Source organism: Pectobacterium polaris, from assembly GCF_002307355.1.
In the GTDB taxonomy this organism is placed as follows: domain Bacteria; phylum Pseudomonadota; class Gammaproteobacteria; order Enterobacterales; family Enterobacteriaceae; genus Pectobacterium; species Pectobacterium polare.
Window position 1 is genome coordinate 2,610,716 of the sequence record NZ_CP017481.1, and the last position, 26,232, is coordinate 2,636,947.

Consider the following 26,232-nt stretch of genomic DNA (forward strand, 5'->3'; position numbering starts at 1 on the left):
GGATAACCCTGACGGTTTCCGCCCGAAACGATATACCAGATTATGTGCTATGCAGGCCGTTTTTTCTCAACGGCGTTATCCAAATATATCAGAGAGTTAATGGCGCTTTTCTCTACCGAAAGATTCGGTGATGAAAAACCGTCTGCCGACTTATCTCCAAACCTAAATGGATAGAACATCATGAATTTACACGAGTATCAGGCAAAACAACTCTTTGCTCGATATGGTTTACCGGCACCGACCGGCTATGCCTGTACCACACCGCGTGAAGCGGAAGAAGCCGCGTCTAAAATTGGTGCGGGTCCGTGGGTCGTAAAATGTCAGGTTCACGCAGGCGGTCGCGGTAAAGCGGGCGGCGTTAAAGTCGTCAGCAATAAAGAAGATATCCGCGCCTTTGCTGAAAACTGGCTGGGTAAAAAACTCGTTACGTATCAAACTGACGCACAGGGTCAGCCGGTTCATCAGATCCTGGTTGAAGCTGCAACAGATATCGACAAAGAGCTTTATCTGGGCGCGGTGGTTGACCGTGGCACGCGTCGCGTGGTGTTCATGGCGTCCACCGAAGGTGGCGTAGAAATTGAAAAAGTGGCGGAAGAAACGCCAGAGCTGATTCATAAAGCGGCGATCGATCCACTGGTAGGCCCACAGCCTTATCAGGGCCGTGAATTGGCCTTCAAACTGGGCTTAAGCGGTAAGCAAGTTGCTCAGTTCACCAAAATCTTCATGGGGCTGGCGACGCTGTTCCTGGAGCGCGATCTGGCGCTGGTAGAAATCAACCCGCTGGTTATCACCAAGCAGGGCGATCTGATCTGTCTGGATGGCAAGCTGGGTGCGGACGGCAATGCTCTGTTCCGTCAGCCTGAACTGCGTGAAATGCGCGATCCAAGCCAGGAAGATTCCCGTGAAGCACATGCGGCGCAGTGGGAACTGAACTACGTCGCACTGGACGGCAACATTGGCTGTATGGTCAACGGTGCTGGTCTGGCAATGGGCACGATGGACATCGTGAAGCTGCACGGCGGTGCTCCTGCTAACTTCCTCGATGTAGGCGGTGGCGCGACGAAAGAACGTGTGACTGAAGCGTTCAAAATCATCCTGTCTGACGACAAGGTAAAAGCTGTCTTTGTTAACATCTTTGGCGGCATCGTACGTTGCGATTTGATCGCTGACGGCATCATCGGCGCTGTAGCCGAAGTGGGCGTTAACGTACCGGTTGTTGTACGTCTTGAAGGAAACAATGCGGAACTGGGTGCCAAGAAACTGGCGGATAGCGGCCTGAATATTATTGCCGCGACCAGCCTGACGGGTGCAGCTCAGCAGGTTGTTGCAGCAGTGGGGGATAAATAATGTCCATTCTGATTAATAAAAATACCAAAGTTATCTGTCAGGGTTTTACCGGTAGTCAGGGGACATTCCACTCTGAGCAAGCACTTGCTTACGGTACGCAAATGGTTGGCGGTGTGACGCCGGGTAAAGGCGGCACGGAACATCTGGGTCTGCCCGTATTTAATACAGTACGCGAAGCGGTAGACGCGACGGGCGCAACGGCATCCGTTATCTACGTTCCCGCTCCGTTCTGTAAAGACTCCATTCTGGAAGCGATTGACGCAGGTATCGAGCTGATCATCTGTATCACCGAAGGTATCCCGACGCTGGATATGCTGACAGTGAAAGTGAAACTCGACCAGAGCGGCGCGCGGATGATCGGTCCGAACTGTCCAGGTGTGATCACGCCGGGTGAATGTAAGATCGGTATTATGCCGGGCCATATTCACCTGCCGGGTAAAGTGGGTATCGTTTCTCGTTCTGGTACCCTGACGTATGAAGCCGTGAAGCAAACGACCGATGCTGGTCTGGGTCAATCCAGCTGTGTAGGTATCGGCGGCGACCCGATCCCAGGTTCTAACTTCATCGATATCCTGAAGCTGTTTGAGCAGGATCCGCAGACGGAAGCCATCGTGATGATCGGTGAAATCGGCGGTACGGCAGAAGAAGAAGCGGCGGCGTACATTAAAGAACACGTGACGAAGCCAGTTGTTGGCTACATCGCGGGTGTGACGGCACCGAAAGGTAAACGCATGGGCCACGCTGGCGCCATTATCGCGGGTGGTAAAGGTACCGCTGACGATAAATTCGCAGCGTTAGAAGCGGCGGGTGTTAAAACCGTTCGCAGCCTGGCGGATATCGGCGATGCAGTAAAAGCGATCTTATCGCGTTAATCGATTATTCGATTAAATATTCTAGCCACCTTCGGGTGGCTTTTTTTATTCCAATTTGGCTTCCGAGGTTAATTGACGTAATTGAATTACGCATGACTTCTTCGAGGTTTTATTGGATAATTCGCGCGCCTGAAAAGGCATGGTTAGCGATGAACAGAAATGATGATGATTTCATTGGTTCCGTATAAGCAGGGAATGGTTAATTAATTTTCCTTAAGGGGATGTTGTGTGAAAGGAAATATAAAAGCACTGATTTTGGCATTATCCGCATTTACCTGTGTGGCCAACGCACAGTCTATTAATATTGAAGTGCTAAGTGCGACGATTAAAGATAAAAAAATTGATGATGCAACGGTCATTCTACAGAAGAATGGTGCGCAGTCAGTGACCGCACGCTCTGATGTCGCAGGCCGTGCTGCGCTCAACGCGCCATTCGACGTCGATCAAGACAGTCTGCTGATCATTAAAAAAGCGGGCTATTCAGATTTGGTGGTTAAATGTCCGTGTGACGGTATGACCTATGCAGTGAGTCCGGTAATGAAAAGCCTGGATGGCATGCGAATTGTATTAACCTGGGGCGAAAAACCTGCTGATTTAGATTCCCACCTTATTTATCCGGGTAATCATATTTATTTTAGCCACAAAAAGGGACGCGATGCTAATCTTGATGTCGATGATACCGATAGCTTCGGCCCAGAAACGATCACGATTGATAAAAAGCATTTGGGTGAAAGTTATATTTATGCCGTCCATGATTATTCAAACGGTGATAAGGCTAATTCATTAGCGCTTTCCGCAAGTAGTGCAAAAGTATTTGTCTATGTTGGAAGCTCGCAGGTACGGTCATATTCTGTCCCACTGAATAAGACAGGGAATATCTGGACGGTTTTCCGTCTTAACCCTAACGGTGATTTTGAAGATATCAATGCCGTTGGTGAGGCCGATTTCTCAAAAGTGAAGGACAGCGATGTGCTGCCAATGGTGCTTAACCCTGCGCAGACGATAGTTTCCGTTACTGGAAATGCTGCGCTGGCCAAAAACCTCAATCGTGACGGTGAAGCCGCCTACGGACGCGGTGAGTTAGAGCAGGCCACGACACTGTTCCTGGCTGCGATCGATCAGGACAGTGCGTTTGGTCAGGCATATAGCAACCTGGGCCTGACTTATCAAAAGCGGGGCAACATTGCCGAAGCCATTTGGGCTAACCGTAAAGCGATTGCGTTGGCAAATGGTAGCAACGCGGCAACCACACGTGCCAGCTCGTACTACAATATTGCAAAAATCTACGAGAACGCGGGTCAGTTCAGCGATGCACTCCAGCATTATGAGCTGGCAAGAAGCGAGAAAAGTAACACGGTTTACGATAAAGCTATTGAACGGATGAAAGCGAAGAAGTAAATCGCAGCATCTTGCTACGTGTGTAACCACAGCGGAGGCCTTTTGGTCTCCGCTGTGGCATGGATCGTCACAAGCAGGCTGCATATGGGGAAGGGCCGGGAAATTCACGGCGAAAATACAGTGCGGTTGTCAGCAAGAAAAAATAGAAATTTGACATAAAATAGAAGATAAAAAATGCATGTGAATAATCGATAACGGAAAGTAAAAATTATATTGCTGAATTAATTTTAATTAAACCTAAAAGTCACATTGCATTAACAATGAGTGTAATGAGGAAATTAATGCAACGCGATAATCACGAGAAAAGCGTTAAATTGTTTTAGATCAAAAAACGCCTCTGGATATAATTTCTGAAATAGGCTTAAATTGCGCGAGGTCAATTATCGTCTTTCACGCCGTTTAGTAGAAAAGTTGATTTGAAGCCAAAAACCTAGTCTGGGTCACGTAAAAACCTATTTATTGTAGGGGATTACAGGCGTAATATACGGCTACCTCCCTATGGGGTACGCAATTTGTAATACTTGTGATTTATCTTGAGCTTGCTGTCGGGGTATTGCGGTGTGACTGCCCTGATGAACGGTATTTCTAGCGTTCATTACAGCGTGTATTAAAGCAATTCTTGTTGTGTTCTTTTGGGTGTAATGGCCGGATTTTTGGCAGCTTGTCAGCGTTTGCAAGCTAATCCCTTCCTGCGAGGAGCAAGGAGTCAAAATGTTTGATGTAGTCGAACTGTCACGTTTACAGTTTGCCTTAACCGCAATGTACCATTTTCTATTCGTACCATTAACGCTGGGGATGGCGTTTTTGCTGGCGATTATGGAAACGGTATATGTGCTGTCTGGCAAACAAATCTATAAAGATATGACCAAGTTCTGGGGCAAGTTATTTGCAATTAACTTCGCTCTTGGGGTCGCGACCGGATTGACCATGGAGTTTCAATTCGGGACTAACTGGTCATACTTCTCTCACTACGTCGGGGATATTTTCGGCGCGCCGCTAGCGATTGAAGGCCTGATGGCATTCTTCCTGGAATCGACCTTTGTTGGCTTGTTCTTCTTCGGCTGGGACCGTTTAGGAAAAGTGCAGCATATGGCCGTGACCTGGCTGGTCGCGCTGGGCTCTAACTTCTCCGCACTGTGGATTCTGGTTGCCAATGGCTGGATGCAGAACCCCATCGCATCGGATTTCAACTTCGAAACCATGCGTATGGAAATGGTGAGCTTCGCCGATCTGGTTCTGAATCCAGTTGCTCAGGTGAAATTCGTTCACACGGTAGCGGCAGGTTACTGTACTGGCGCGATGTTCATTCTGGGTGTCAGTTCTTACTATCTGCTGAAAGGCCGTGACATTGCGTTTGCCAAGCGTTCATTCGCTATCGCAGCAAGTTTCGGTATGGCTGCTGTCCTGTCCGTTATTGTACTGGGTGATGAATCCGGTTATGAAATGGGTGACGTACAGAAAACCAAACTGGCAGCGATTGAAGCCGAATGGGAAACACAGCCTGCTCCGGCATCCTTTACGCTGATCGGCATCCCGAACCAGGATACGATGGAAAACAACTACGCCATCAAGATTCCTTATGCTCTGGGGTTAATTGCCACGCGTTCTACAGACAAAGAAGTTACCGGTCTGAAAGAACTGCTGGTAATGCATGAAGTGCGTATTCGCAATGGTATGAAGGCTTACCAGTTGCTGGAAGAGTTACGCGCGGGCAATACTGACCCGGCGGTAAAAGAAGCGTTCGAAAAGTCTAAGCAAGATCTAGGCTATGGCATGTTGCTGAAACGCTATACGCCGAAAGTCTCTGATGCGACAGAAACGCAGATTCAACAGGCGGTTAAAGATTCTATCCCACGTGTTGCGCCGCTATACTTCTCTTTCCGTATCATGGTGGGCTGCGGCATTCTGATGCTGTTGATCATCGGCCTGTCTTTCTGGACCGTTCTGCGCAACAAAATTGGTCAAAAACGTTGGCTGCTCCGTACGGCGTTGTACGGTATTCCGCTGCCGTGGATTGCTATCGAAGCCGGCTGGTTTGTTGCTGAATATGGCCGTCAGCCTTGGGCTATCGGTGAGATTCTGCCGACAGCCGTTGCGACGTCATCACTGACTGCAGGGGATATTCTGTTCTCCATGGGGCTGATCTGTGGTCTGTATACGCTCTTCCTGGTTGCAGAAATGTATCTGATGTTCAAATTCGCACGTCTGGGGCCAAGTAGCCTGAGAACAGGGCGCTACCATTTTGAACAACCTATAGCGGCTGCGCAGGAAGCACGGTAAACAGGAGTCCACTATGTTTGAATATGAAGTCTTACGTTTTATCTGGTGGCTGTTGATCGGTATTTTGCTGATTGGCTTCGCTATCACTGATGGTTTTGACATGGGCGTGGGCATTCTGGTGCGTCTGATGGGGCGTGGCGATACCGAGCGTCGCGTCATGATTAACAGTATTGCGCCGCACTGGGACGGTAACCAGGTCTGGCTGATCACTGCCGGTGGTGCGCTGTTTGCTGCCTGGCCGATGGTTTATGCCGCCGCATTCTCTGGTTTCTACATTGCCATGATTCTGGTGCTGGCCTCATTGTTCTTCCGTCCTGTCGGCTTCGATTACCGTTCAAAAATCGAAGATCCGCGCTGGCGTGGCATGTGGGACTGGGGCATCTTCATCGGTAGCTTTGTTCCACCGGTAGTGATTGGTGTGGCGTTTGGTAACCTGTTGCAGGGTGTACCGTTCCACGTCGATGAATATCTGCGTCTGTACTACACCGGAAACTTCTTCCAACTGCTGAACCCGTTTGGCTTGTTGGCTGGTGTGGTTAGTCTGACGATGATCCTGACTCAGGGTGCAACTTACCTGATGATGCGTACCACGGGCGACCTGCACGTGCGTTCCAAATCCGCCGCGCAGATTGCCGCGCTGGTGATGATGGTGACGTTTGCTCTGGCTGGCGTATGGGTCATTTACGGTATTGATGGCTACGTGGTGACGTCTGCGATTAACACCGCGGCTGAGTCTAACCCGCTGCGTAAAGAAGTCGTTCAACAGGCAGGTGCCTGGCTGATCAACTTCAATAACCATCCGGTATTGTGGGCTATCCCTGCTCTGGGCGTAGTGCTGCCAGTGCTGACTACCCTTATGGCGCGCGCAGAGAAAGGAGCATGGGCATTCCTGTTCTCCTCTTTGACTATCGCTTGTGTGATTCTGACCGCAGGGATCGCGATGTTCCCGTTCATCATGCCGTCAGTGACTGTGCCTAACGTCAGCTTGACGGTATGGGATGCGACATCAAGCCTGCTGACGCTGAAAGTCATGACAGTGGTTGCGATGATTTTCGTTCCTATCGTGCTGTCTTATACCGCATGGTGTTACTACAAGATGTTCGGTCGCATTACCAAAGAGCAGATTGAGCAAAACACTCACTCTATGTACTAAGTAAGGAGCTTAATTTATGTGGTATTTTGCCTGGATACTCGGAACGCTTCTTGCTTGCTCACTGGGGATCATCACGGCCCTGGCTATTGAGCAGAGTGAGGCAAGCAAAGCGGCTGAAGAAGATAAGCAATGAGTGATCTGGTCGATAAACTCTATCGCCTGATGGATAAGAGCCCGTTAAGGGCTCTTTCCCTTATCATGGCGTTGCTGCTGGCTGGCTGTGTGTTCTGGGATCCGACGCGCTTTGCGGCGCGGACCAGTGAACTCGCGGTTTGGCAGGGGCTGCTGTTGATTTGGGCCGTTTGCGCTGGCGTTGTTCATGGCGTTGGTTTTCGTCCACATCGCCTGCTCTGGCGCGCGTTTTTCGCACCACTTCCCGCCTTTGTGATCCTGTGCGCAGGATTGTACTATTTCTTCGGCTAAAATAGCCTCCTATTCCATTTAGTTATGGGTTGCTTGCAGCCCATAATTATTTTCTTTCCGTTGTCACAATCCATTCCAAACCTCATTTCTCTTGCGTATAGTAGCGAGGTTTAATGCATTACTGGGATGTAGAGTGAGTAATTCGTTGTTTCGCTGGCCAGTTCGAGTCTACTTTGAAGACACTGATGCAGGTGGCGTTGTCTATCACGCTCGCTATATTGCCTTTTATGAAAGGGCAAGAACCGAGGCGTTACGTGAGCGCAACTTTCATCAGCAAGCCTTGCTAAGTGAGCATGTCGCGTTTGCTGTTCGTCGGATGACGGTGGAGTATCTTGCTCCTGCGCGCCTCGACGACATGCTGGAAGTGCAAAGTGAGGTTATCTCGCTGCGTGGCGCTTCTATGACTTTCGCACAGCGTATTCTCAATGCTCATGGCACCCTGCTAAGCCATGCTGAAGTTTTGATCGCATGCATCGATCCACATCAAATGAAGCCAATTGCGCTTCCTAAGTCTATTGTCGCGGAGTTCAAGCAGTGACTGACATGAACGTTTTTGATTTGTTCCTGAAGGCAAGCCTTCTGGTCAAACTAATCATGCTGATTTTAATCTGTTTTTCTATCGCTTCCTGGGCGATCATTATTCAACGTACCCGAATTCTGAACTCGGCGACGCGTGAGGCTGAGGCGTTCGAGGACAAATTTTGGTCAGGCATCGAACTGTCGCGCCTCTATCAGGAAAGTCAGACCCGTCGCGATAGCCTGACGGGCACTGAACAAATCTTCCATTCAGGTTTCAAAGAATTTGCACGGTTGCATCGTGTCAACAGCCATGCGCCGGAAGCCGTAGTGGAAGGGGCGTCCCGTGCAATGCGTATTTCAATGAATCGTGAGTTGGAAACGCTGGAAACGCACATTCCCTTTTTGGGAACCGTGGGTTCTATCAGCCCGTATATCGGCCTGTTCGGTACCGTTTGGGGAATTATGCATGCCTTCATCGCGCTGGGCGCAGTGAAGCAGGCGACCTTACAAATGGTTGCCCCTGGTATTGCCGAAGCCTTGATTGCAACGGCAATCGGCCTGTTTGCGGCGATCCCTGCGGTCATGGCGTATAACCGTCTTAGCCAGCGGGTCGGCAAACTGGAGCAGAACTACGACAACTTTACGGAAGAGTTCATCGCTATCCTGCACCGTCAGGCGTTCTCCAGCGACAACAGCAAGTAATCAGGGGGCATCATGGCACGAGTACGCAGAGGCCGTCGTGAGCTGAAATCCGAGATCAACATTGTCCCGTTACTGGACGTGTTGCTGGTGCTGTTGCTGATTTTTATGGCGACAGCCCCGATTATTACGCAGAGCGTTGAGGTGGACTTGCCGGATGCGACCGATTCAAAAACGGTCTCCAGCAATGACAATCCGCCTGTGATCGTCGAGGTTTCAGGCATAGGGCAATATAGCCTGGTTGTTGAACAAAACCGTATGGAGCAGCTTCCGGCAGAGCAGGTGGTTGCTGAAGCGCAATCACGGCTGTCAACCAATCCCAAGACGGTCTTTTTGATTGGTGGCGCGAAGGATGTTCCTTATGATGAGATCATTAAAGCGTTGAATTTGTTGCATCAGGCTGGCGTAAAATCCGTTGGTTTGATGACACAACCGATTTAAATGAGCGCATCACGGTAATGATCGTTAAGCCTATTTCTGGCAACACTGTTTTTGGGAATCGCTTGTGCTAAAGGCAAACGAACAAAACGATAAGCTAAAACGCGCCGTTATTATTTCGGCTGTTTTGCACATCATACTGATTGCTTTGCTGCTTTGGAGTTCGTCGACGCAAACGATGGATGCCAGCGGGGGCGGCGGAGGCTCGTCAATTGATGCCGTAATGGTCGATCCGAGCGCGGTGGTGGAGCAGTATAACCGCCAACAGCAGCAGCAGACCGATGCGAAACGTTCTGAACAATTGCGTCAAAAGCAGGCTGAACAGCAGGCCGAAGAGCTTCAGCAGAAGCAAGCGGCTGAACAGCAGCGGCTGAAAGAGCTGGAAAAAGAGCGTCTGCAAGCGCAGGAAGAGGCGAAAAAGCAGGCTCAGGAACAGGCTGAACAGCGTAAGCAGTCTGAAGCGGCGGCTCAGCAGGCAAAAGAACAGCAGAAGCAAGCCGAAGCTGCAGCGGCAAAAGCGAAAGCTGAAGCTGAACAACAGGCGAAAGCTGCGGCAGACGCTAAGAAGAAAGCAGAAGACGAAGCGAAGAAACAAGCTGCTGCGGCCGCTGCTGCTAAGAAGCAGGCGGAAGAAGAGGCTAAAGAAAAGGCCGCTGAAGCCGCTAAGCAGAAGGCAGCAGAAACGGCTAAAGCAGAAGCTGCAAAGGCAGCCGCAGACGCTGAGCAAGCTAAACAAAAAGCAGCAGCTGAGGCAGCGAAACAAAAGGCTGAAGCTGAAGCAACGAAGAAAGCAGAAGCAGCTGCAGCGGCTAAGAAAGCCGCTGATGATAAAAAGAAAGCAGCAGCAGAGGCCGCTAAGCAGGAAAACGCCGTCGATGACTTACTGGGCGGGTTGGCCTCATCGAAAAATGCGCCGAAGTCTGGCGGTGGCGCGCCTGCGGGTACGGGTAACAATAAAAAGAGCGGTGCATCAGGTGCGGCGCTTGATAGCTATGGTAGTCAGGTGCGCTCAGCCATTCAGAGCAAGTTTTATGACTGGCAGCTCTATAAAGGGCGTACCTGTACGTTACGAATTAAGCTGGCGCCAGATGGTCTGTTGATTGACGTCACTGCTGAAGGCGGCGATCCCGCGTTATGCCAGGCGGCCATTGCGGCTGCCAAACAGGCAAGAATGCCGAAGCCACCAAGTTCAGAAGTTTATGAGGCTTTCAAAAATGCGCCGATAGACTTTAAACCGCAGTAACCGGGCTGTTTACCCAATAGATTTAAGATTATTACGATGGTAAATAAACCAGGTTATGTTGTTTTGTTGACATTGGTTTGTTTTTGTTAAAATTCTGCTAATTTATCGCAGACTTCGCGTCTGGATAAGGGAGATGAGATGAAGCAAGTACTGAAAGTTGCATTAAGCTTTTTAATGCTGTGGACTGCGGTTGTTCACGCGGAAGTACGTATAGAGATTACCCAAGGGGTAGACTCTGCACGTCCTATCGGCGTGGTTCCGTTCAAATGGGCAGGTCCGGGCGCTGCGCCTGAAGACGTCGGCGGCATCGTCGGTGCTGACTTGCGTAACAGTGGCAAATTCAACCCGATCGACGCAAACCGTATGCCTCAGCAACCTGCAACGGCATCTGAAGTGACGCCTGCTGCATGGACGGCGTTGGGCATCGATGCGGTTGTTGTTGGTCAGGTTCAGCCGAGTGCCGATGGCAGCTATCTGGTTTCTTACCAGCTCGTCGATACCTCCGGTAACCCAGGCAGCGTATTGGCGCAGAACCAGTTTAAAGTCACAAAACAGTGGTTGCGCTATGCTGCACACACCGCCAGTGACGAAGTGTTTGAAAAACTGAGTGGTATTAAAGGTGCGTTCCGTACCCGTATCGCTTACGTTGTTCAGACCAACGGTGGTCAGTTCCCTTATGAACTGCGCGTTGCAGACTACGACGGTTACAACCAATTTGTGGTTCACCGCTCACCACAGCCGCTGATGTCTCCGGCCTGGTCCGCAGACGGCAGCAAACTCGCCTATGTAACGTTTGAAAGCGGCCGTTCTGCGTTGGTTATTCAGACGCTGGCAAATGGTGCAATCCGTCAGGTTGCTTCCTTCCCACGTCACAACGGTGCGCCTTCTTTCTCTCCTGATGGCAGCAAGTTGGCGTTCGCACTGTCTAAGAGCGGTAGCCTGAATCTGTATGTGATGAATCTGGGATCCGGGCAAATCAGCCAGGTGACTGATGGTCGCAGCAATAACACGGAACCAACTTGGTTCCCAGACAGCCAGACCTTGGCCTATACTTCAGACCAGGCTGGTCGTCCGCAGGTTTATAAAGTGAATGCTAACGGCGGCGCGCCACAGCGTCTGACCTGGGAAGGTTCTCAGAATCAGGACTCAGATGTGAGCGCCGACGGGAAATTTTTGGTAACGGTGAGCTCGAATGGTGGAGCTCAGCATATTTCCAAACTGGATCTGGTAACGGGTGCCGTACAAGTATTGACGGACACGTTCCTGGACGAAACGCCAAGTATCGCACCGAATGGCACGATGGTGATCTACAGTTCCAAACAAGGGCTGGGTTCAGTGCTACAGTTGGTTTCGACAGATGGGCGTTTCAAAGCGCGTCTTCCGGCTACTGATGGACAGGTTAAATTCCCTGCCTGGTCGCCGTATCTATAAGTACAGATATGTACAATAAACTCGTCAAAGGACATAAGAAATGCAATTCAATAAAGTGCTGAAAGGCCTGATGTTGGCTCTGCCGGTACTGGCAGTGGCCGCTTGTAGCTCCAACAAGAACGCAGACAATGACCAATCTTCCATGGGTGCTGCTGGTAACAACGGCATGATGGACGGCGGCAACATGTCTTCTTCTGAGCAAGCTCGTTTGCAGATGCAAGAATTACAGCGCAACAACATCGTTTACTTCGGTCTGGACAAGTACGATGTGAGCTCTGAATTCGCTCAGATGCTGGACGCACACGCTGCATTCCTGCGTAGCAACCCGTCTTACAAAGTGACTATCGAAGGTCACGCGGACGAACGCGGTACGCCAGAATACAACATCGCTCTGGGTGAGCGTCGTGCCAACGCGGTACAAATGTACCTGCAAGGTAAAGGCGTTTCTTCCGATCAGATCTCTATCGTTTCTTACGGTAAAGAGAAACCAGCTGTTCTCGGCCATGACGAAGCGGCTTATGCCAAAAACCGTCGTGCCGTTCTGGTATATTAAGAGAATCGCATGAGCAGTAACTTCAGACGTCACCTGTTGGGTCTGTCGTTACTGGTTGGCGTAGCGGTCCCTTGGGCCGCTACCGCCCAAGCGCCAATCAGTAATGTCGGCTCAGGCTCGGTCGAAGACCGTGTCACTCAATTGGAGCGTATTTCTAACGCTCACAGTCAGCTTTTAACTCAACTTCAACAGCAGCTCTCTGATAATCAGCGCGATATTGACAGCCTCCGTGGGCAGATTCAGGAAAGTCAGTATCAGTTGAATCAGGTTGTTGAACGACAGAAACAGATCTATCAGCAGATTGATGGATTAAGTTCGCAATCATCTTCAACACCGACGACAGAGGGCACGCCTGCCGCTGCGGCGGGGACTGATACTGGTGCTGCCAATACGGCGGCACCAGCCAGTACGGGTGATGCGAATAGTGATTACAATGCCGCAGTCGCGCTCGTGCTGGAGAAAAAACAGTACGATCAGGCTATCAGCGCATTTCAGGCATTCGTCAAGAAGTACCCAGATTCAACGTATCAACCTAATGCTAACTATTGGCTTGGTCAGTTGAATTATAACAAGGGGAAAAAGGACGATGCGGCGTACTATTTCGCCAATGTAGTCAAAAATTATCCCAAGTCACCAAAAAGTGCCGAGGCGTTGCTGAAGGTTGGGGTGATCATGCAGGAAAAAGGTCAGGCTGATAAAGCCAAGGCCGTTTACCAGCAAGTTGTAAAAATGTACCCCAATACGGAAAGTGCAAAGCAGGCTCAAAAACGTTTATCTGCATCGTAACCCCGTCTTAATTGGCACAAAAATTGCGCATCATGAGCGGTTTTTGTGCCTAAACGTCTTAAGAGTAAGCAATCAAACAGTTTTTTAAGAAAATAGGTTGCGCCGAAAATTTAAATCAGTAATATGTGCCGCCGTTGCCAAGGCAAATAGCAAAACGCTAAAGCAGCATGAAATTGGGTCGTTAGCTCAGTCGGTAGAGCAGTTGACTTTTAATCAATTGGTCGCAGGTTCGAATCCTGCACGACCCACCAATTTCAAATGCAGTTGTAGTTTTGGTAAGTATCAAAGCAGTTCCGCATTGCGGGTCGTTAGCTCAGTCGGTAGAGCAGTTGACTTTTAATCAATTGGTCGCAGGTTCGAATCCTGCACGACCCACCACTTCGGTAGTAAATTTCCTTCCTCGAATAAATTCATATTAAATTACATATCGCACGAGCCGAACGAAGCGAGACAGCAACGCGTTAGCGTTGACCCAAAAGGCCGATTCATCCTGCACTATCCACCACTTCAGCAGTAGCATTCCTTCCTTGCATAAATCGACGTTAAGACAACGATCGTGTACACCGTATCAATGAGATAAAACCCATCATCACTCCCTACTCGTTAAGGCTTTGCGGTATATTAGGTTTTTACCCCTCTCTATGGACTATATAACCCGTCAGGAACTGTTTTCTAATCCTATCGAGCAGGGATGGAGTCATTGCCACAGGGAAGCGCGTGTAGCCCTGTTTAGGAAGATATATGATTGGTCCGTTGATTAATGGTGCCGCTATCTTGATTGGTAGTGGTCTGGGCATTGCTTTACGTCGTTTTATCCCTCAGCGTTTGCAAGATGGCCTTCCGCCGGCATTTGCGATGGTGTCGATTGCAATGGGGATCACACTGGTTGTTAAAGTCCAGCAGTTGCCTGCGGTGGCGCTGGCTATTGTGATTGGCGTGGCGTTAGGCGAGCTGCTACGCATGGAGTCCGGCGTGCAGTGGGCTGGCATGATGATTCAGAAAGGATTAAACCGCGTGCTGCCTGCACAGGAGCACCGCTTGCCGCAGGATGTCTACACTCAGAACTTTACCGCGTTAATCGTCCTGTTTTGTGCCAGCGGGACCGGTGTGGTTGGGGCGTTAACGGAAGGGCTAACCGGCGATTATCAACTGCTGATCATCAAATCTGCTTTGGATATTTTCACCGCGCTGATTTTTTCCATCACGCTTGGCCTTGCCGTGATGTCGATTGCGATACCGCAGATTATTGTCCAGACACTGTTGTTCTTCTCCGCCAAATTGATTATGCCCTTTATGACAGACATCACGATGGGCGATTTTTCTGCCTGTGGCGGGATTATCATGATTGCAGTAGGGCTGAGGATCGCGCAGATCAAATCATTTGCGGTGGTTAATTTCCTGCCTGCATTGGTTCTGGTTATTCCTATCTCTCTGTACTGGCATCGCTTCTTCGCCTAACGCTCAGCGTCTAATTAGCGGCTGACGATCGAAGGCATGTCGCCGCTAAAGATTTGTGTCACTTCCTGAACGGTAAGCGGCACGCTTTTGCTACAAACATAAATCTGCTTTCCTTGCGGGCTGATGCTCTTGGCTAGCTCTATGTAGCTGGCAAACTCGACCTGGCTGTGCCCGCCTTCATTCATCTCCATGGCATGGATGATGACCTTGTGCGAGGCGAACAGATCGATTAATCGTTTGGACGCCACTTTACGTGTGAGTCGAGCCAATAACTTCATCGCCGGGATCATCTGCCCGAGTAGTAAACGCGTGGTGGTAAAAGGCGCGTCTGATTGCTCTGTCACCTCTTGTTTCGTGTTCACGTTTCTGACGATCAGGGTATTGCGATAGATTCTGATATAGAGGCTGGCCATGCCGTTTCTCTCCTTGTCTCTTTTCTACTTTCTACGAGTCATCCCACTTACGCATTCCATCTCACGATTTTAAGCATATTAAACAAAATGGCCGGTACTATGGAAAATACACCGCGACTTTAGGGCGGGTTTTCGGTATTTTGTTTAGGATAAAAAACGTCGGTGCTAGTGATGAATTAGTATCAGGTGTTACAACCCGAGTTGTCATCGTGGAAATTTATAATGAGTATCCTTTTTGATAGCAATGAGACCATCTATCCCTTTCCGCCGAAGCCCAAACCCTTATCGGCTGATGCAAAACAGCACTATCGTAGCAGGATAAAAACGCTGCTGCGGGAAAGAAATGCTGTCATGGTCGCGCACTATTATACCGATCCTGAAATTCAGGCGCTGGCGGAAGAAACTGGCGGCTGCGTGGCAGACTCGCTGGAAATGGCGCGCTTCGGCAGCACCCATTCGGCATCAACGCTGCTGGTGGCGGGTGTCCGCTTTATGGGAGAGACCGCCAAGATACTCAACCCGGAGAAGACGATTCTGATGCCCACGCTGGAAGCAGAATGCTCGCTCGATCTCGGTTGTCCCGTCGATGAGTTCAGCCGTTTTTGCGATGCGCATCCGGACCGAACGGTGGTGGTGTATGCCAATACCTCCGCGGCAGTGAAAGCACGTGCGGATTGGGTGGTGACATCCAGCATTGCGGTGGAGTTGATCGAGCATCTGGATAGCCTGGGAGAAAAGATTATCTGGGCACCGGACCGTCACCTGGGCAGCTATGTACAAAAGCAGACAGGGGCGGATGTACTGTGTTGGCAGGGCGCGTGCATTGTGCACGACGAATTTAAAACGCAGGCGCTGCAGCGCATGAAGATTCTGTACCCCGACGCGGCAATTTTGGTCCATCCAGAATCGCCACAGAGTGTGGTAGAGATGGCTGACGCCGTTGGGTCAACCAGCCAGCTGATTCAGGCGGCTAAAACGCTGCCACAGCGCGAACTGATTGTGGCGACCGATCGCGGCATTTTCTACAAGATGCAGCAGGCTTGCCCAGAGAAGACATTGCTGGAAGCGCCGACCGCGGGTGAAGGCGCGACCTGCCGTAGCTGCGCCCACTGCCCATGGATGGCGATGAATGGGCTGGAGGCGATTGCTAACGGTCTGGAACAAGGTGGTGACGCCCATGAGATTCATGTTGATGCAGCCCTGCGAGAAGGCGCGTTAATCCCGCTGAATCGCATGCTGGATTTTGCAGCTTCGCTAAAATTGCGTGTGAAAGGGAATGCCTGACGGAGATCTTGGGCATCTTGATAGGTATTTTTTACAATAATTGAGGCAGGGTGGTGAGATGGATTTTTTTAGTACCAGCAATATTTTAATTCATATTCCTTTGGGGGATGGGGGATACGATCTTTCCTGGATTGAGGCGATTGGCACGCTGTTTGGCCTGCTGTGTATCTGGTTCGCGAGTCAGGAAAAAACCATCAACTATCTGTTTGGGTTGATTAACGTCACGTTGTTTGCCGTGATCTTTTTCCAGATTCAGCTTTACGCCAGCCTGTTGCTGCAAATTTTCTTCTTTGCCGCCAATATTTATGGCTGGTATGCCTGGACGCGCAAGACGGATGCGCAGGAAGTGGAGTTACGCATCCGCTGGCTGCCAGTGCAGAAACTGATTGGCTGGTCGGTGGCGAGTATTGTCGCGATTGGCTTGATGACGTTCTACATTGACGCGGTGTTTGCTGTACTGACGCGCATTGCCGTTTCCGGCATGCAGGGACTAGGGTTGTCGGTGCAGATGCCAAACCTTCAGCCGGATGCATTCCCATTCTGGGATTCCACCATGATGGTGCTGTCGATCGTGGCGATGATTTTGATGACGCGTAAATATGTCGAGAACTGGCTGCTGTGGGTGGTGATTGATGTGATAAGCGTGGTGATTTTTGCTTATCAAGGCGTGTATGCGATGGCGGTAGAGTACGCCATCCTGACGCTGATTGCCCTGAACGGCTCTTGGCTGTGGATTAAGAGCGCGCAGGAAAATCGCGTCAGCACGGTTTCACACGGCGTGTAATCCAAACTTAATGCTTGTGGTGGTGGCCGTCTGCATCATGGCTTTCATGGTGATGACTTTCCTGATAGTGGAAAGTGCAGTGGTCATCATCACAGCGTTGATATTCCATCTGAACCGTCGCGTGTTCAATCTGGTAATGCTTCAGTAAATATTCCTGAATACGTCTTAACAACGCATCGTGATCGTGAGGTGGAATCACCTGCGCATGCAGCGTCATCATCGGTTTTTCGCCCACCTGCCATAAATGAACATGGTGAATGTTCCTGACTTCGGGAATATTCAGCGTCAGATCTTTCTGTAGAACCTCAACGCTAAGTTGGCTGGGCGTACCTTCCAGCAACTCGTGAAGACTCTCTTTCAATAGCGCCCACGCACTACGCAGCACCAGACACGACACCAAAATAGAGAGAATCGGGTCGATAGGCGTCCAGTTGGTATAAAGAATGATAATGGCAGCGGCAATCGCGCCAACGGATCCGAGCAGATCGCCCAGCACATGCAGAGCCGCCGCGCGGACGTTAATATTTTTCTCTTCGCTGCCATGATGTAGCAGCCAAAATGCCACGATATTTGCTAGCAATCCGGCAACGGCGACAAGCAGCATAGGCACGCCCGCAACGGGCTGGGGATCATAGAAGCGTTGGATGGCTTCCCAGAATATGAAGGCGGTAATGAGCATGAGCGTCAGTGCGTTCACAAAGGCGGCGAGGGTCGTGAGCCGCAAATAGCCAAAGGTATGGCGCGCATTGGGTTTACGCTGTGCGAAACGTACGGCGACCAGCGCGACGAACAGCGCGGCGGCGTCCGTCAACATATGGCCTGCATCCGCAAGCAGGGCGAGGGAGCCGGACAGCAGGCCGCCAATGACTTCTGCCACCATAAACGTGGCGGTAATGATAAACGCGGCCAGCAGACGTTTACTGTTGCCGGATTCCGTGTGGCTGTGGTTATGTGCCATAGATCACCCTGAGTTGCGGTTTTATCCCACTTTACTGAAACCCACAGAGAAAACCTATTCTGTAATTCACCCGATCTGTCCGTTGAGCTATTTTCTGATGAAAATAGGACGGATGCGGCATCTGAGAGCATTTGATCGCGTAAATCCCGCTGATTTCAGCGCCCTGACAACACCAGCTTGACATATAATAATCAATCTTCAATATGAAACATCCCGTTTCTCAGGCTACCCGTATAGGCGGGATGGCGCGTATTGGATGGGGCTAACATACCGTTTCGGAACCGATGGATTTATTTATGAATTACCAAAATGATGATTTAAGAATTAAAGAGATTAATGAACTTTTGCCGCCGGTTGCTTTGCTAGAAAAGTTTCCAGCCACGGAGAAGGCAGCGGAAACGGTATCGTTCGCGCGTACTGCCATCCATAAAATTCTTAACGGCAATGACGATCGCCTGCTGGTGGTGATTGGTCCTTGCTCGATCCATGACACGAAAGCAGCAAAAGAGTATGCCGCGCGTCTGCTGACGCTGCGTAACGAGCTGAGCGACGATCTGGAAGTAGTGATGCGGGTTTACTTTGAAAAACCCCGTACCACGATTGGCTGGAAAGGGTTGATCAACGATCCGCACATGGATAACAGCTTCCAGATCAATGACGGCTTGCGCATTGCACGCCAGCTGCTGCTGGAAATTAACGACATCGGTTTACCGGCTGCGGGTGAGTTTCTGGACATGATCACGCCGCAATACATGGCGGATTTGATGAGCTGGGGTGCTATCGGCGCACGTACAACGGAATCTCAGGTACACCGTGAACTGGCATCCGGCCTGTCATGCCCTGTCGGCTTTAAAAATGGCACCGATGGTACGATCAAGGTCGCGATTGATGCGATCAATGCTGCCAGCGCGCCACACTGCTTCCTGTCTGTGACCAAATGGGGTCATTCTGCTATCGTGAATACCAGCGGTAACAACGATTGCCACATCATTCTGCGTGGCGGTAAAACGCCGAACTACAGCGCTGAGCATGTGAAAGACGTGAAGATCGGTCTGGAAAAAGCGGGTCTGACACCGCAGGTCATGATCGATTTCAGCCACGCGAACAGCAGCAAGCAGTTCAAAAAGCAGATGGATGTCTGTACTGATGTCTGTGGGCAGATCGTACAGGGCGAGAAAGCCATTATGGGCGTGATGGTGGAAAGCCATCTGGTCGAAGGCAACCAGAATCTGGAAAGTGGTGAACCGCTGGTTTATGGCCGCAGTGTGACCGATGCCTGCATTGGCTGGGAAGACACTGAATCCCTGCTGCGCCAGTTAGCGTCTGCTGTACGTGAACGCCGTAACAAGTAATATCGAATAGCGTGCTATAAAAAAACCCGGCGCAGGCCGGGTTTTTCTCATTCAGGGGTAAATTACTTCGCTTTACCCTGATTCGCTACTGCGGCAGCTTTTGCAGCGATTTCGTCTGCGTTGCCCAGGTAGTAACGTTTGATCGGCTTGAAGTTCTCGTCGAACTCATAAACCAACGGCACGCCAGTTGGGATATTCAGTTCCAGAATTTCGTCTTCGCCCAGGTTGTCCAGGTATTTCACCAGCGCACGCAGTGAGTTACCGTGAGCCGCAACGATCACACGCTCACCGCTTTTGACGCGTGGCAGGATAGTTTCGTTCCAGTAAGGCACAACACGGTCGATGGTCAGCGCCAGGCTTTCAGTCAGTGGCAGCTCTTTCTCGCTCAGAGAAGCGTAACGCGGATCTTTGCCCGGGAAACGTTCGTCATCACGCGTTAACTCTGGAGGCGTAATTGCAAAACCACGACGCCATTGTTTAACCTGCTCGTCACCGTATTTCTCAGCGGTTTCGGCTTTGTTCAGGCCCTGCAACGCACCGTAGTGACGCTCATTCAGTTTCCAGCATTTCTCAACTGGCAACCAGGCTTGATCCAGCTCGTCCAGTATATTCCACAGTGTGTGAATGGCACGTTTCAGCACGGAGGTATAAGCGAAATCAAAGGCAAAACCTTCGTCTTTCAGCAGCTGACCTGCGGCTTTGGCTTCTGAACGGCCTTTGTCGGATAGATCGACATCGTACCAGCCTGTGAAGCGGTTTTCGTTGTTCCACTGGCTCTCACCGTGTCTTACCAGTACCAGCTTAGTTACAGCCATAGCTAAACTCCTTCCTATCCTAAGATTTCTGTGATAACTGATTTCATTATAGGGGTGGAGAACGGTTATCGGCAATCGATAGTCGATGGCAAGCGTGATTTATCCGCAGGTTATTTGCGTAAAATCACGCTCTGGCTTTACCGTTTCAGCAAACCGGAATCCCCTTTGTGCAATAACAGATAGACCGCAGGGATCACCAGCATCGACAGCAGAGGGGCACTCACCATCCCGCCGATCATCGGCGCGGCAATCCGCTGCATGATTTCTGATCCGCTGCCGCCACCCCACATGATGGGAAGCAGCCCTGCCATAATTGTCGCGACGGTCATCATTTTTGGCCGTACGCGCAGAACCGCTCCTTCGTGGATGGCATCCATCAACTGCTGGCGTGACAGCGCCTGACCTGCCACGCGGTGTTTCTCTACCGCATGGTTGAGGTAGAGCAGCATGATGACACCGAATTCCGCCGACACGCCCGCCAGTGCAATAAAGCCCACGGCACCGGCTACAGAAAGATTATAGCCGAGGATATAGAGCAGCCAGACGCCGCCAATCAGCGCAAAGGGTAAGGTTGCCATGATCAGCAGTGCATCTTTGATGCGGTTGAAAGTGACATACAGCAGCACAAAAATGATCAGCAGCGTAAAGGGCACGACGACTTTCATTTTCTCCGTAGCGCGTTCCAGATACTCAAACTGACCGGACCAGCTCAGTGAAACGCCTTCCGGCAGCGTGACCTGTTTGGCAACGGCCTGCTGCATGTCTTCAACGGCGGATTTCAGATCGCGACCGCGTAGATCGACATAAATCCAGTCCGACAGGCGGCTGTTTTCACTTTTCAGCATCGGTGGCCCTTCGCTGACGCGAATATCAGCCAGCTCTGCCAGCGTCACTCTGCTGCCGTTGGCTGTCACAATGGGCAAGTCGCGCAATTTTTGCAGCGAATCGCGTAACTCACGCGGGTAGCGGATATTGATGGGATAACGTTGGCGACCTTCAATGGTTTCGCCGATGTTTTGCCCGCCGATGAGTGTGGAAACCACCGACTGAAGTTCCTCGACGGACACGCCGTAGCGCGCGGCGCGTTGACGGTCGATATCAATATCGATATAGCGCCCACCCGCCAGCCGTTCCGCCAGTGCCGATGTCACGCCCGGAACTTGCTTCACCACCTGCTCGATTTGCGCGGCGGTACGTTCGATATCTGCCAGATTATTGCCGTTAACCTTGATGCCCACTGGGCTTTTGATGCCGGTGGCCAGCATGTCCAGCCGGTTGCGAATCGGCGGCACCCACACGTTGGCGATACCCGGCAGGCTGACGGTGCGATCCAGCTCGGCCACCAGCTTGTCCATGGTCATGCCCTCACGCCATTGGTCGCGCGGTTTCAGCCTGATCGTGCTTTCCAGCATGGTGAGCGGAGCGGGGTCAGTCGCCGTTTCTGCACGGCCTACTTTGCCGAAAACCGATTCGACTTCGGGCACGGTTTTAATCAGTCGGTCCGTTTGTTGCAGCAGACGGCCTGCTTCACGTGCAGAGATACCGGGCAGGGTGGAAGGCATATACAGCAGGTCGCCTTCATCCAGCGGCGGCATGAATTCGCTTCCCAGACGGCTGAGTGGAAAGAGCGTCAGTAGCAACAGCAGGCCGGAGATCAGCAGCGTGGTTTTCGGGTAGCTCAACACCTTTTGCAGCACCGGGTGATAGGCTGCAATCAGCCAGCGGTTAATCGGGTTCGCCTGCTCGTCCGGTATCTTGCCGCGAACGAAATACCCCATTAATACCGGCACCAGCGTAATCCCTAATCCGGCGGCGACGGCCATGGCATAGGTTTTGGTGAAGGCCAGCGGTGAAAACATGCGGCCTTCCTGCGCTTCCAGTGAGAACACGGGCACAAACGACAGTGTAATGATCAGCAGGCTGCAAAACAGCGCGGGCCCAACCTCCACCGCAGCCCGTTCCGCTAACTGCCACCACTCGTTATTCTGCGGCTGTTTTCCGGGATTCTCATGCCGCCATTGCTCAATGACTTTATGCATGTTTTCTATCATCACAATCGCGGCATCCACCATCGCGCCGATGGCAATCGCAATTCCGCCTAGCGACATGATATTGGCGTTCACCCCCTGATAACGCATGATGATAAACGCGCCCAGAATCCCCAGCGGCAGGCTGATGATCGCCACCAGCGCCGAGCGGAAGTGAAACAGAAACAAGGCGCAGATGATCGCGACGACGACAAACTCTTCCAGCAGCTTGAAGCTGAGTGTATCGATAGCATGCTCAATCAACTGCGAACGATCGTAGGTTGGGACAATTTCTACACCTGCGGGCAGGCTTTTCTGTATTTCCTGTAACCGCGCTTTAACGGCATGCAGCGTATTTAGCGCATTCTTTCCATAGCGCAGGACGATGATGCCGCCCGCCACTTCGCCTTCGCCATTCAACTCGGCGATACCGCGCCGCATCTCCGGCCCTTCTCTGAGCGTAGCCACATCCTGCAACAGCACGGGAATGCCGTTGCGGGTGGTAATCACCACGTGGTTAAAATCCTGCGTGCTTTTCAGGTAACCCGTGGTGCGCACCATGTACTCTGCTTCACCCAGCTCCAGCACGGAACCGCCGTTTTCCTGATTGGCAGCCTGTACGGCACTGACGATCTGCTGGTGGGTGATGCCTTGCGTCCGCATGCGCTCCGGGTCGACGACGATCTGATACTGTTTGACCATGCCGCCCACGCTGGCGACTTCTGCTACATCAGGAACCGTTTTTAGCTCATATTTCAGCAGCCAGTCCTGAAAGCCGCGCAGGTCGGCCAGACTGTATTTGCCGCTGCGATCAACCAGTGCGTATTCGTAAATCCAGCCGACGCCGGTGGCATCCGGGCCGAGTGAGGTTTTGGCGTCGGCTGGCAGGCTGGATTGCACCTGACTGAGGTACTCCAGCACGCGAGAACGCGCCCAGTAAGGATCTGTGCCATCTTCAAACAGCACATAAACGTAGGCATCGCCGAACATGGAGAAGCCCCTTACTGTCTTGGCTCCCGGCACGGAAAGCATGGTGGTCGTCAGCGGGTAGGTCACCTGATTTTCCACCACCTGCGGCGCTTTCCCCGGATAGCTGACACGAATGATGACTTGTACGTCAGACAGATCGGGGAGAGCATCAAGCGGCGTTTTTTGTAGCGACAGCACTCCCCATGCCGCCATGAACAGCGCCGCCAGTAAAACCAACAGGCGATTTTTGAGCGACCAGCGAATCACGTAGGCAATCATAGATGGCCTCCGTGCCCGGCATGCGGATCGTCAGTGGTGGAAAAATTCAGGACGTGAATCCCGCTGTCGTCCATGTTGAATTGGAAACGCACGGTGCTGCCAATTCCCACCCCCTGGGGTAGCCCTGATGAGGGAAGCGTGAAGTCCATCGTCATCGGCGACCAGTTGAGTGCCGGAACCGCTTCGTGTTCGATGGTGGCCTGATTGCCGTTTATCGCCCTGATAACTCCCTGAGTGTGATAGCCAACGGGTGCAGCCGGCGTTGCTGGGTTTCCCGATGTATCCGCATCAAACTGCGGTAAGGCGCTGCGCAGGCTGGCTTCGGAATCAATGAGGAACTGACCGGAAGTGACCACGTTGTCACCTGCCTTCAGCCCATCGAGGATTTCGACCCAGTCGCCCAGCGACGCACCCACCGTGACGTTACGCGGGGTAAAATGACCAGTGCCATCACTCAGTAAGACCCGGTTTTGGCTACCGCTGACCAATAACGCTTCCTGAGGGATCGCCAGACGCGGCTGTGCCTGCGTGTGCGAAAGCTGCACGGTCAGGTACATACCGGGTTTAAGCTGCTGTTGTGGGTTATCCAGTACCACGCGCGCTTTTAGCGTGCGCGTAGTGCTATCCAGCACGGGCAGCAGCTCGCTGACTTTGCCGTGGAACGTTTTACCCGGCCAGGCGCTGCTGGCGGCGCTGATGTTGCTGCCGATCGTTAGCTGCGCCGCCTGCGCTTCGGGATAATCCACATCTACCCAAACCGGGTTCAGGCTGGCAAGCTCGAATAGCGGCTGAGCAGGGCTTAACTGCATGCCTTGCCGTACCTCCAGCTTATTCACGTAGCCGTTTTCCGGTGCGGTAATCGCGATTCTGTCCTGCGGTTTTCCGCTACGCTCGACCTGCCGAATAATCGCTTCCGGCATGAAGAGCAGCGCCAGCCGCTGGCGAGCCGATTGAGTCAGCATGTCGTCGTCCAACTGGCGTACCGCCAGATATTCGCGCTGTGCCGCCGCCCAGGTCGGGTTCCACAACGTCGCCAGCGTTTCGCCTTTCTTCACCTGCTGCTGTAGCGCACTGACCGTGAGTTTCTCGACAATGCCGCCGCTGGGTGCCACCAGCGTGTGTAATCCGCGTTCGTTGAGCGTGACGGTGCCATAACTCGTGCTGCGGTCGGCAAGTTCGCGCATTTCCGCGCGTGCCGTGCGAACGCCGAGGTTTTGCTGCTGGCGAGCGCTGACCGTAATGCCGCCGTCATCCTGCGCTTCATCGGCGTAGCGGGGCACCAGCTCCATATCCATAAAGGGCGATTTCCCCGGTTTATCGAAGCGTTTATCCGGCACCATCGGGTCATACCAATAGAGAACGGCACGTTCTGGCTCTGCGGCAGAGAGGGAAAGCGGCGTTTGCTGTTTACCCACCAGATAGCCCGCACTCAGAATAGCCAGCGTCATCAGGCTAAGCATCAGGGATTTGTTTGTGACTGTTTTGCTCATCGCGTAGGGCTTCCTTGTGGCGTCAGATAACGGATGGCGGCCCAATATTGAGCCATCTCCCGTGCGGTATCCTGAACAGCGATCCGGCTTTCGAGCAGCGCCCTTCGGGCATCCAATACGGCAGAAAGATTACTGCTGCCGGACTGGTACTGAGCCTGAATCAGTTTGATACGCTGCTGTTGTAGCGGAAGAACATCGTTGCTCTGACGCTGCCAGCGTGACTGTGCGGCTTGATATTGGGCTATCAGCGTATCGAGCTGCGCCTGATGTTCTCGTTCGGTGAGCAAGACTCTGTCGCGTGCTTCCATACTGCGTGAGACGTCTGCGGCGTAGTCCTTATCCTGACGTTTGGATGTGAACAGTGGCAGATCGACCGTTACCATCATGCCCGCCATGTCGTCGTAGTCATCTCCGCGCTTCGCGTAATAGACTTCAACATCGACATTGGGGATGGCAGCAACAGCTGACTGTGCGGAGCGAGCCTGAGCCAGCTCGGCTTCACGCTGCGCCTGTTGCATTTCTGGATGCTGGTGAATGGTGTTGCCCAGCACCTCGGGTGAGGCAGGCAGCCGCTCAAAGCGAGGCAGTTCGCCGTTCACATTGATATCCGCCATGCCGGTAAGCTGCACCAGTCGGGCGTGCGCGATGCGGGTATCCCGCTCGGCATCGGCCAGTCTGTCCTGCATGGCCGCCAGCGTCAGACGGGCATCCAGAACGCTACTGGCTTCACTGCCCGCTGCCACACTCGCTTTTTGCGATGCGATCTGCCGTTGGCTTTCGTTGACCAGCGCGGTCACTTCGGCCAATGCTTTCTGGGAGAGCGCCAGATCCAGCCATGCTTGTGCTGTTTCCCGTTGCAGGCGTGCACGAATACTTTCGCTGTTACTTTGCAACGCATCGGCTTCAACCCGAATGGCCTGCGCCTTGCTATCGCGTTTACGGCTGCTGACATAGGTTTGCATGACGCCGATACGCTGCATCGTCATCCCTTCACGCGTGAGTCGGCTACCGTTGTTACCGCCCAATGGCAAATTTTCGACGCCAAATTTCAACTTTGGATCGGGAAGCTGCGTGGCAGAGTCGGCCATGTTCTGGAGCGCGTTAATCTGGTGCTGATTGGCTGACAGGTCAGCGGAGTAACGCTCCGCCGCCTGTAAAGCTCGTTCAAGACTCAGATCTGCCGCAAAGACGGCGGCAGGCAGCCACAGCAACATCGCCAGACACGCGCGCGCGGCGTCGTGTTTGGATAAGTTCATGTTGT

Annotated in this window: 24 protein-coding genes and 2 tRNA genes; 20 read left to right on the forward strand and 6 right to left on the reverse strand. The window is 52.0% G+C overall.

The window, feature by feature from the left end:
* The first annotated feature begins 180 nt into the window (after positions 1–180).
* The 17 genes from sucC to BJJ97_RS11865 all read left to right on the forward strand — a co-directional run bounded on the left by sucC (position 181) and on the right by BJJ97_RS11865 (position 14,600).
* On the forward strand, positions 181–1,347 hold the full coding sequence (gene sucC / locus BJJ97_RS11785; protein WP_039512418.1) for an ADP-forming succinate--CoA ligase subunit beta: 1,167 nt from the start codon (positions 181–183) through the stop codon (positions 1,345–1,347).
* Positions 1,347–2,219, forward strand: coding sequence for a succinate--CoA ligase subunit alpha (sucD, locus tag BJJ97_RS11790; RefSeq protein ID WP_039482739.1), 873 nt, complete (start codon positions 1,347–1,349; stop codon positions 2,217–2,219). The genes sucC and sucD overlap by 1 nt, the downstream gene beginning before the upstream one ends.
* A 228-nt stretch (positions 2,220–2,447) precedes the next feature.
* On the forward strand, positions 2,448–3,617 hold the full coding sequence (locus BJJ97_RS11795; protein ID WP_095994037.1) for a YfaP family protein: 1,170 nt from the start codon (positions 2,448–2,450) through the stop codon (positions 3,615–3,617).
* Between the two features lie 711 nt (positions 3,618–4,328).
* Positions 4,329–5,897: a cytochrome ubiquinol oxidase subunit I gene (gene cydA, locus BJJ97_RS11800; protein WP_095698886.1), complete on the forward strand. Its 1,569-nt coding sequence runs from the start codon at positions 4,329–4,331 to the stop codon at positions 5,895–5,897.
* Positions 5,898–5,910: 13 nt separating this feature from the next.
* Positions 5,911–7,050 carry a cytochrome d ubiquinol oxidase subunit II gene (cydB, locus tag BJJ97_RS11805; protein ID WP_095994038.1) on the forward strand — a complete coding sequence of 380 codons (1,140 nt, stop codon included), beginning with the start codon at positions 5,911–5,913 and terminating at the stop codon, positions 7,048–7,050.
* Positions 7,051–7,066: 16 nt separating this feature from the next.
* On the forward strand, positions 7,067–7,183 hold the full coding sequence (cydX, locus tag BJJ97_RS11810; protein ID WP_011092952.1) for a cytochrome bd-I oxidase subunit CydX: 117 nt from the start codon (positions 7,067–7,069) through the stop codon (positions 7,181–7,183).
* The gene (gene ybgE, locus BJJ97_RS11815; RefSeq protein WP_010285015.1) at positions 7,180–7,473 is read left to right on the forward strand and encodes a cyd operon protein YbgE; all 294 of its coding nucleotides are present in this window, start codon (positions 7,180–7,182) and stop codon (positions 7,471–7,473) included. The genes cydX and ybgE overlap by 4 nt, the downstream gene beginning before the upstream one ends.
* A gap of 133 nt (positions 7,474–7,606) precedes the next feature.
* Positions 7,607–8,011 (forward strand): tol-pal system-associated acyl-CoA thioesterase, encoded by a 405-nt coding sequence (gene ybgC, locus BJJ97_RS11820; RefSeq protein WP_039482732.1) that lies wholly within the window; start codon positions 7,607–7,609, stop codon positions 8,009–8,011.
* On the forward strand, positions 8,008–8,694 hold the full coding sequence (gene tolQ / locus BJJ97_RS11825; RefSeq protein WP_039482731.1) for a Tol-Pal system protein TolQ: 687 nt from the start codon (positions 8,008–8,010) through the stop codon (positions 8,692–8,694). The genes ybgC and tolQ overlap by 4 nt, the downstream gene beginning before the upstream one ends.
* Positions 8,695–8,706: 12 nt before the next feature.
* Positions 8,707–9,132, forward strand: a complete 426-nt coding sequence (gene tolR / locus BJJ97_RS11830; protein WP_010285025.1) for a colicin uptake protein TolR — start codon at positions 8,707–8,709, stop codon at positions 9,130–9,132.
* 64 nt (positions 9,133–9,196) lie between these two features.
* Complete coding sequence (gene tolA, locus BJJ97_RS11835; protein WP_039482729.1) at positions 9,197–10,372, forward strand: cell envelope integrity protein TolA; 1,176 nt, start codon at positions 9,197–9,199, stop codon at positions 10,370–10,372.
* 138 nt (positions 10,373–10,510) lie between these two features.
* A complete protein-coding gene (gene tolB / locus BJJ97_RS11840) occupies positions 10,511–11,803 on the forward strand; it encodes a Tol-Pal system beta propeller repeat protein TolB (protein WP_039540547.1) in 1,293 nt (430 codons plus the stop codon).
* 40 nt (positions 11,804–11,843) lie between these two features.
* On the forward strand, positions 11,844–12,356 hold the full coding sequence (gene pal / locus BJJ97_RS11845; protein WP_039482724.1) for a peptidoglycan-associated lipoprotein Pal: 513 nt from the start codon (positions 11,844–11,846) through the stop codon (positions 12,354–12,356).
* Positions 12,357–12,365: 9 nt separating this feature from the next.
* Positions 12,366–13,142: a cell division protein CpoB gene (cpoB, locus tag BJJ97_RS11850; protein ID WP_095994039.1), complete on the forward strand. Its 777-nt coding sequence runs from the start codon at positions 12,366–12,368 to the stop codon at positions 13,140–13,142.
* Positions 13,143–13,317: 175 nt separating this feature from the next.
* A tRNA-Lys gene (locus BJJ97_RS11855) sits at positions 13,318–13,393 on the forward strand.
* 51 nt (positions 13,394–13,444) lie between these two features.
* Positions 13,445–13,520, forward strand: a tRNA-Lys gene (locus tag BJJ97_RS11860).
* A gap of 363 nt (positions 13,521–13,883) precedes the next feature.
* A complete protein-coding gene (locus tag BJJ97_RS11865) occupies positions 13,884–14,600 on the forward strand; it encodes a DUF554 domain-containing protein (protein WP_010285311.1) in 717 nt (238 codons plus the stop codon).
* A gap of 14 nt (positions 14,601–14,614) precedes the next feature.
* Here BJJ97_RS11865 and BJJ97_RS11870 read toward each other — a convergent pair whose 3' ends face one another.
* On the reverse strand, positions 14,615–15,013 hold the full coding sequence (locus BJJ97_RS11870; protein WP_095994040.1) for a YjaA family stress response protein: 399 nt from the start codon (positions 15,011–15,013) through the stop codon (positions 14,615–14,617).
* A gap of 222 nt (positions 15,014–15,235) precedes the next feature.
* Here BJJ97_RS11870 and nadA point away from each other — a divergent pair, with 222 nt between their 5' ends.
* Together nadA and pnuC are read left to right on the forward strand one after the other, a co-directional pair.
* The gene (gene nadA, locus BJJ97_RS11875; protein ID WP_095994041.1) at positions 15,236–16,297 is read left to right on the forward strand and encodes a quinolinate synthase NadA; all 1,062 of its coding nucleotides are present in this window, start codon (positions 15,236–15,238) and stop codon (positions 16,295–16,297) included.
* Between the two features lie 58 nt (positions 16,298–16,355).
* The gene (gene pnuC, locus BJJ97_RS11880; protein WP_039482716.1) at positions 16,356–17,081 is read left to right on the forward strand and encodes a nicotinamide riboside transporter PnuC; all 726 of its coding nucleotides are present in this window, start codon (positions 16,356–16,358) and stop codon (positions 17,079–17,081) included.
* Between the two features lie 7 nt (positions 17,082–17,088).
* On the opposite strand, the gene zitB is transcribed toward pnuC, so the two are convergent.
* Positions 17,089–18,039 carry a CDF family zinc transporter ZitB gene (gene zitB / locus BJJ97_RS11885; RefSeq protein ID WP_095994042.1) on the reverse strand — a complete coding sequence of 317 codons (951 nt, stop codon included), beginning with the start codon at positions 18,037–18,039 and terminating at the stop codon, positions 17,089–17,091.
* Positions 18,040–18,335: 296 nt separating this feature from the next.
* Between zitB and aroG the strand changes: the two genes are divergently transcribed.
* Positions 18,336–19,391, forward strand: coding sequence for a 3-deoxy-7-phosphoheptulonate synthase AroG (gene aroG / locus BJJ97_RS11890; RefSeq protein WP_039482714.1), 1,056 nt, complete (start codon positions 18,336–18,338; stop codon positions 19,389–19,391).
* A 62-nt stretch (positions 19,392–19,453) separates the two neighbouring features.
* Here the strand turns inward: aroG and gpmA are convergent, their stop codons facing one another.
* The 4 genes from gpmA to BJJ97_RS11910 form a co-directional block, all read right to left on the reverse strand.
* Positions 19,454–20,206, reverse strand: a complete 753-nt coding sequence (gpmA, locus tag BJJ97_RS11895) for a 2,3-diphosphoglycerate-dependent phosphoglycerate mutase (protein WP_039482713.1) — start codon at positions 20,204–20,206, stop codon at positions 19,454–19,456.
* A gap of 137 nt (positions 20,207–20,343) precedes the next feature.
* Positions 20,344–23,481: an efflux RND transporter permease subunit gene (locus tag BJJ97_RS11900; RefSeq protein ID WP_095994043.1), complete on the reverse strand. Its 3,138-nt coding sequence runs from the start codon at positions 23,479–23,481 to the stop codon at positions 20,344–20,346.
* Positions 23,478–24,971 carry an efflux RND transporter periplasmic adaptor subunit gene (locus BJJ97_RS11905; RefSeq protein ID WP_095994044.1) on the reverse strand — a complete coding sequence of 498 codons (1,494 nt, stop codon included), beginning with the start codon at positions 24,969–24,971 and terminating at the stop codon, positions 23,478–23,480. Before BJJ97_RS11905 ends, BJJ97_RS11900 begins: the two co-directional genes overlap by 4 nt.
* Positions 24,968–26,227: a TolC family protein gene (locus BJJ97_RS11910; RefSeq protein WP_095994045.1), complete on the reverse strand. Its 1,260-nt coding sequence runs from the start codon at positions 26,225–26,227 to the stop codon at positions 24,968–24,970. Before BJJ97_RS11910 ends, BJJ97_RS11905 begins: the two co-directional genes overlap by 4 nt.
* Between the last annotated feature and the right edge of the window lie 5 nt (positions 26,228–26,232).

What these genes read in the sequence shown, in the direction of transcription:
- cydB (WP_095994038.1), top strand. Translation starts at nt 5,911, where the DNA reads ATGTTTGAATATGAAGTCTTACGTTTTATCTGGTGGCTGTTGATCGGT.
- cydA (WP_095698886.1), top strand. Translation starts at nt 4,329, where the DNA reads ATGTTTGATGTAGTCGAACTGTCACGTTTACAGTTTGCCTTAACCGCA.
- BJJ97_RS11910 (WP_095994045.1), bottom strand. Translation starts at nt 26,227, where the DNA reads ATGAACTTATCCAAACACGACGCCGCGCGCGCGTGTCTGGCGATGTTG.
- nadA (WP_095994041.1), top strand. Translation starts at nt 15,236, where the DNA reads ATGAGTATCCTTTTTGATAGCAATGAGACCATCTATCCCTTTCCGCCG.
- BJJ97_RS11870 (WP_095994040.1), bottom strand. Translation starts at nt 15,013, where the DNA reads ATGGCCAGCCTCTATATCAGAATCTATCGCAATACCCTGATCGTCAGA.
- BJJ97_RS11905 (WP_095994044.1), bottom strand. Translation starts at nt 24,971, where the DNA reads ATGAGCAAAACAGTCACAAACAAATCCCTGATGCTTAGCCTGATGACG.
- cydX (WP_011092952.1), top strand. Translation starts at nt 7,067, where the DNA reads ATGTGGTATTTTGCCTGGATACTCGGAACGCTTCTTGCTTGCTCACTG.
- pal (WP_039482724.1), top strand. Translation starts at nt 11,844, where the DNA reads ATGCAATTCAATAAAGTGCTGAAAGGCCTGATGTTGGCTCTGCCGGTA.
- sucD (WP_039482739.1), top strand. Translation starts at nt 1,347, where the DNA reads ATGTCCATTCTGATTAATAAAAATACCAAAGTTATCTGTCAGGGTTTT.
- aroG (WP_039482714.1), top strand. Translation starts at nt 18,336, where the DNA reads ATGAATTACCAAAATGATGATTTAAGAATTAAAGAGATTAATGAACTT.
- gpmA (WP_039482713.1), bottom strand. Translation starts at nt 20,206, where the DNA reads ATGGCTGTAACTAAGCTGGTACTGGTAAGACACGGTGAGAGCCAGTGG.
- zitB (WP_095994042.1), bottom strand. Translation starts at nt 18,039, where the DNA reads ATGGCACATAACCACAGCCACACGGAATCCGGCAACAGTAAACGTCTG.
- ybgE (WP_010285015.1), top strand. Translation starts at nt 7,180, where the DNA reads ATGAGTGATCTGGTCGATAAACTCTATCGCCTGATGGATAAGAGCCCG.
- pnuC (WP_039482716.1), top strand. Translation starts at nt 16,356, where the DNA reads ATGGATTTTTTTAGTACCAGCAATATTTTAATTCATATTCCTTTGGGG.
- tolB (WP_039540547.1), top strand. Translation starts at nt 10,511, where the DNA reads ATGAAGCAAGTACTGAAAGTTGCATTAAGCTTTTTAATGCTGTGGACT.
- sucC (WP_039512418.1), top strand. Translation starts at nt 181, where the DNA reads ATGAATTTACACGAGTATCAGGCAAAACAACTCTTTGCTCGATATGGT.
- BJJ97_RS11865 (WP_010285311.1), top strand. Translation starts at nt 13,884, where the DNA reads ATGATTGGTCCGTTGATTAATGGTGCCGCTATCTTGATTGGTAGTGGT.
- BJJ97_RS11900 (WP_095994043.1), bottom strand. Translation starts at nt 23,481, where the DNA reads ATGATTGCCTACGTGATTCGCTGGTCGCTCAAAAATCGCCTGTTGGTT.
- cpoB (WP_095994039.1), top strand. Translation starts at nt 12,366, where the DNA reads ATGAGCAGTAACTTCAGACGTCACCTGTTGGGTCTGTCGTTACTGGTT.
- tolR (WP_010285025.1), top strand. Translation starts at nt 8,707, where the DNA reads ATGGCACGAGTACGCAGAGGCCGTCGTGAGCTGAAATCCGAGATCAAC.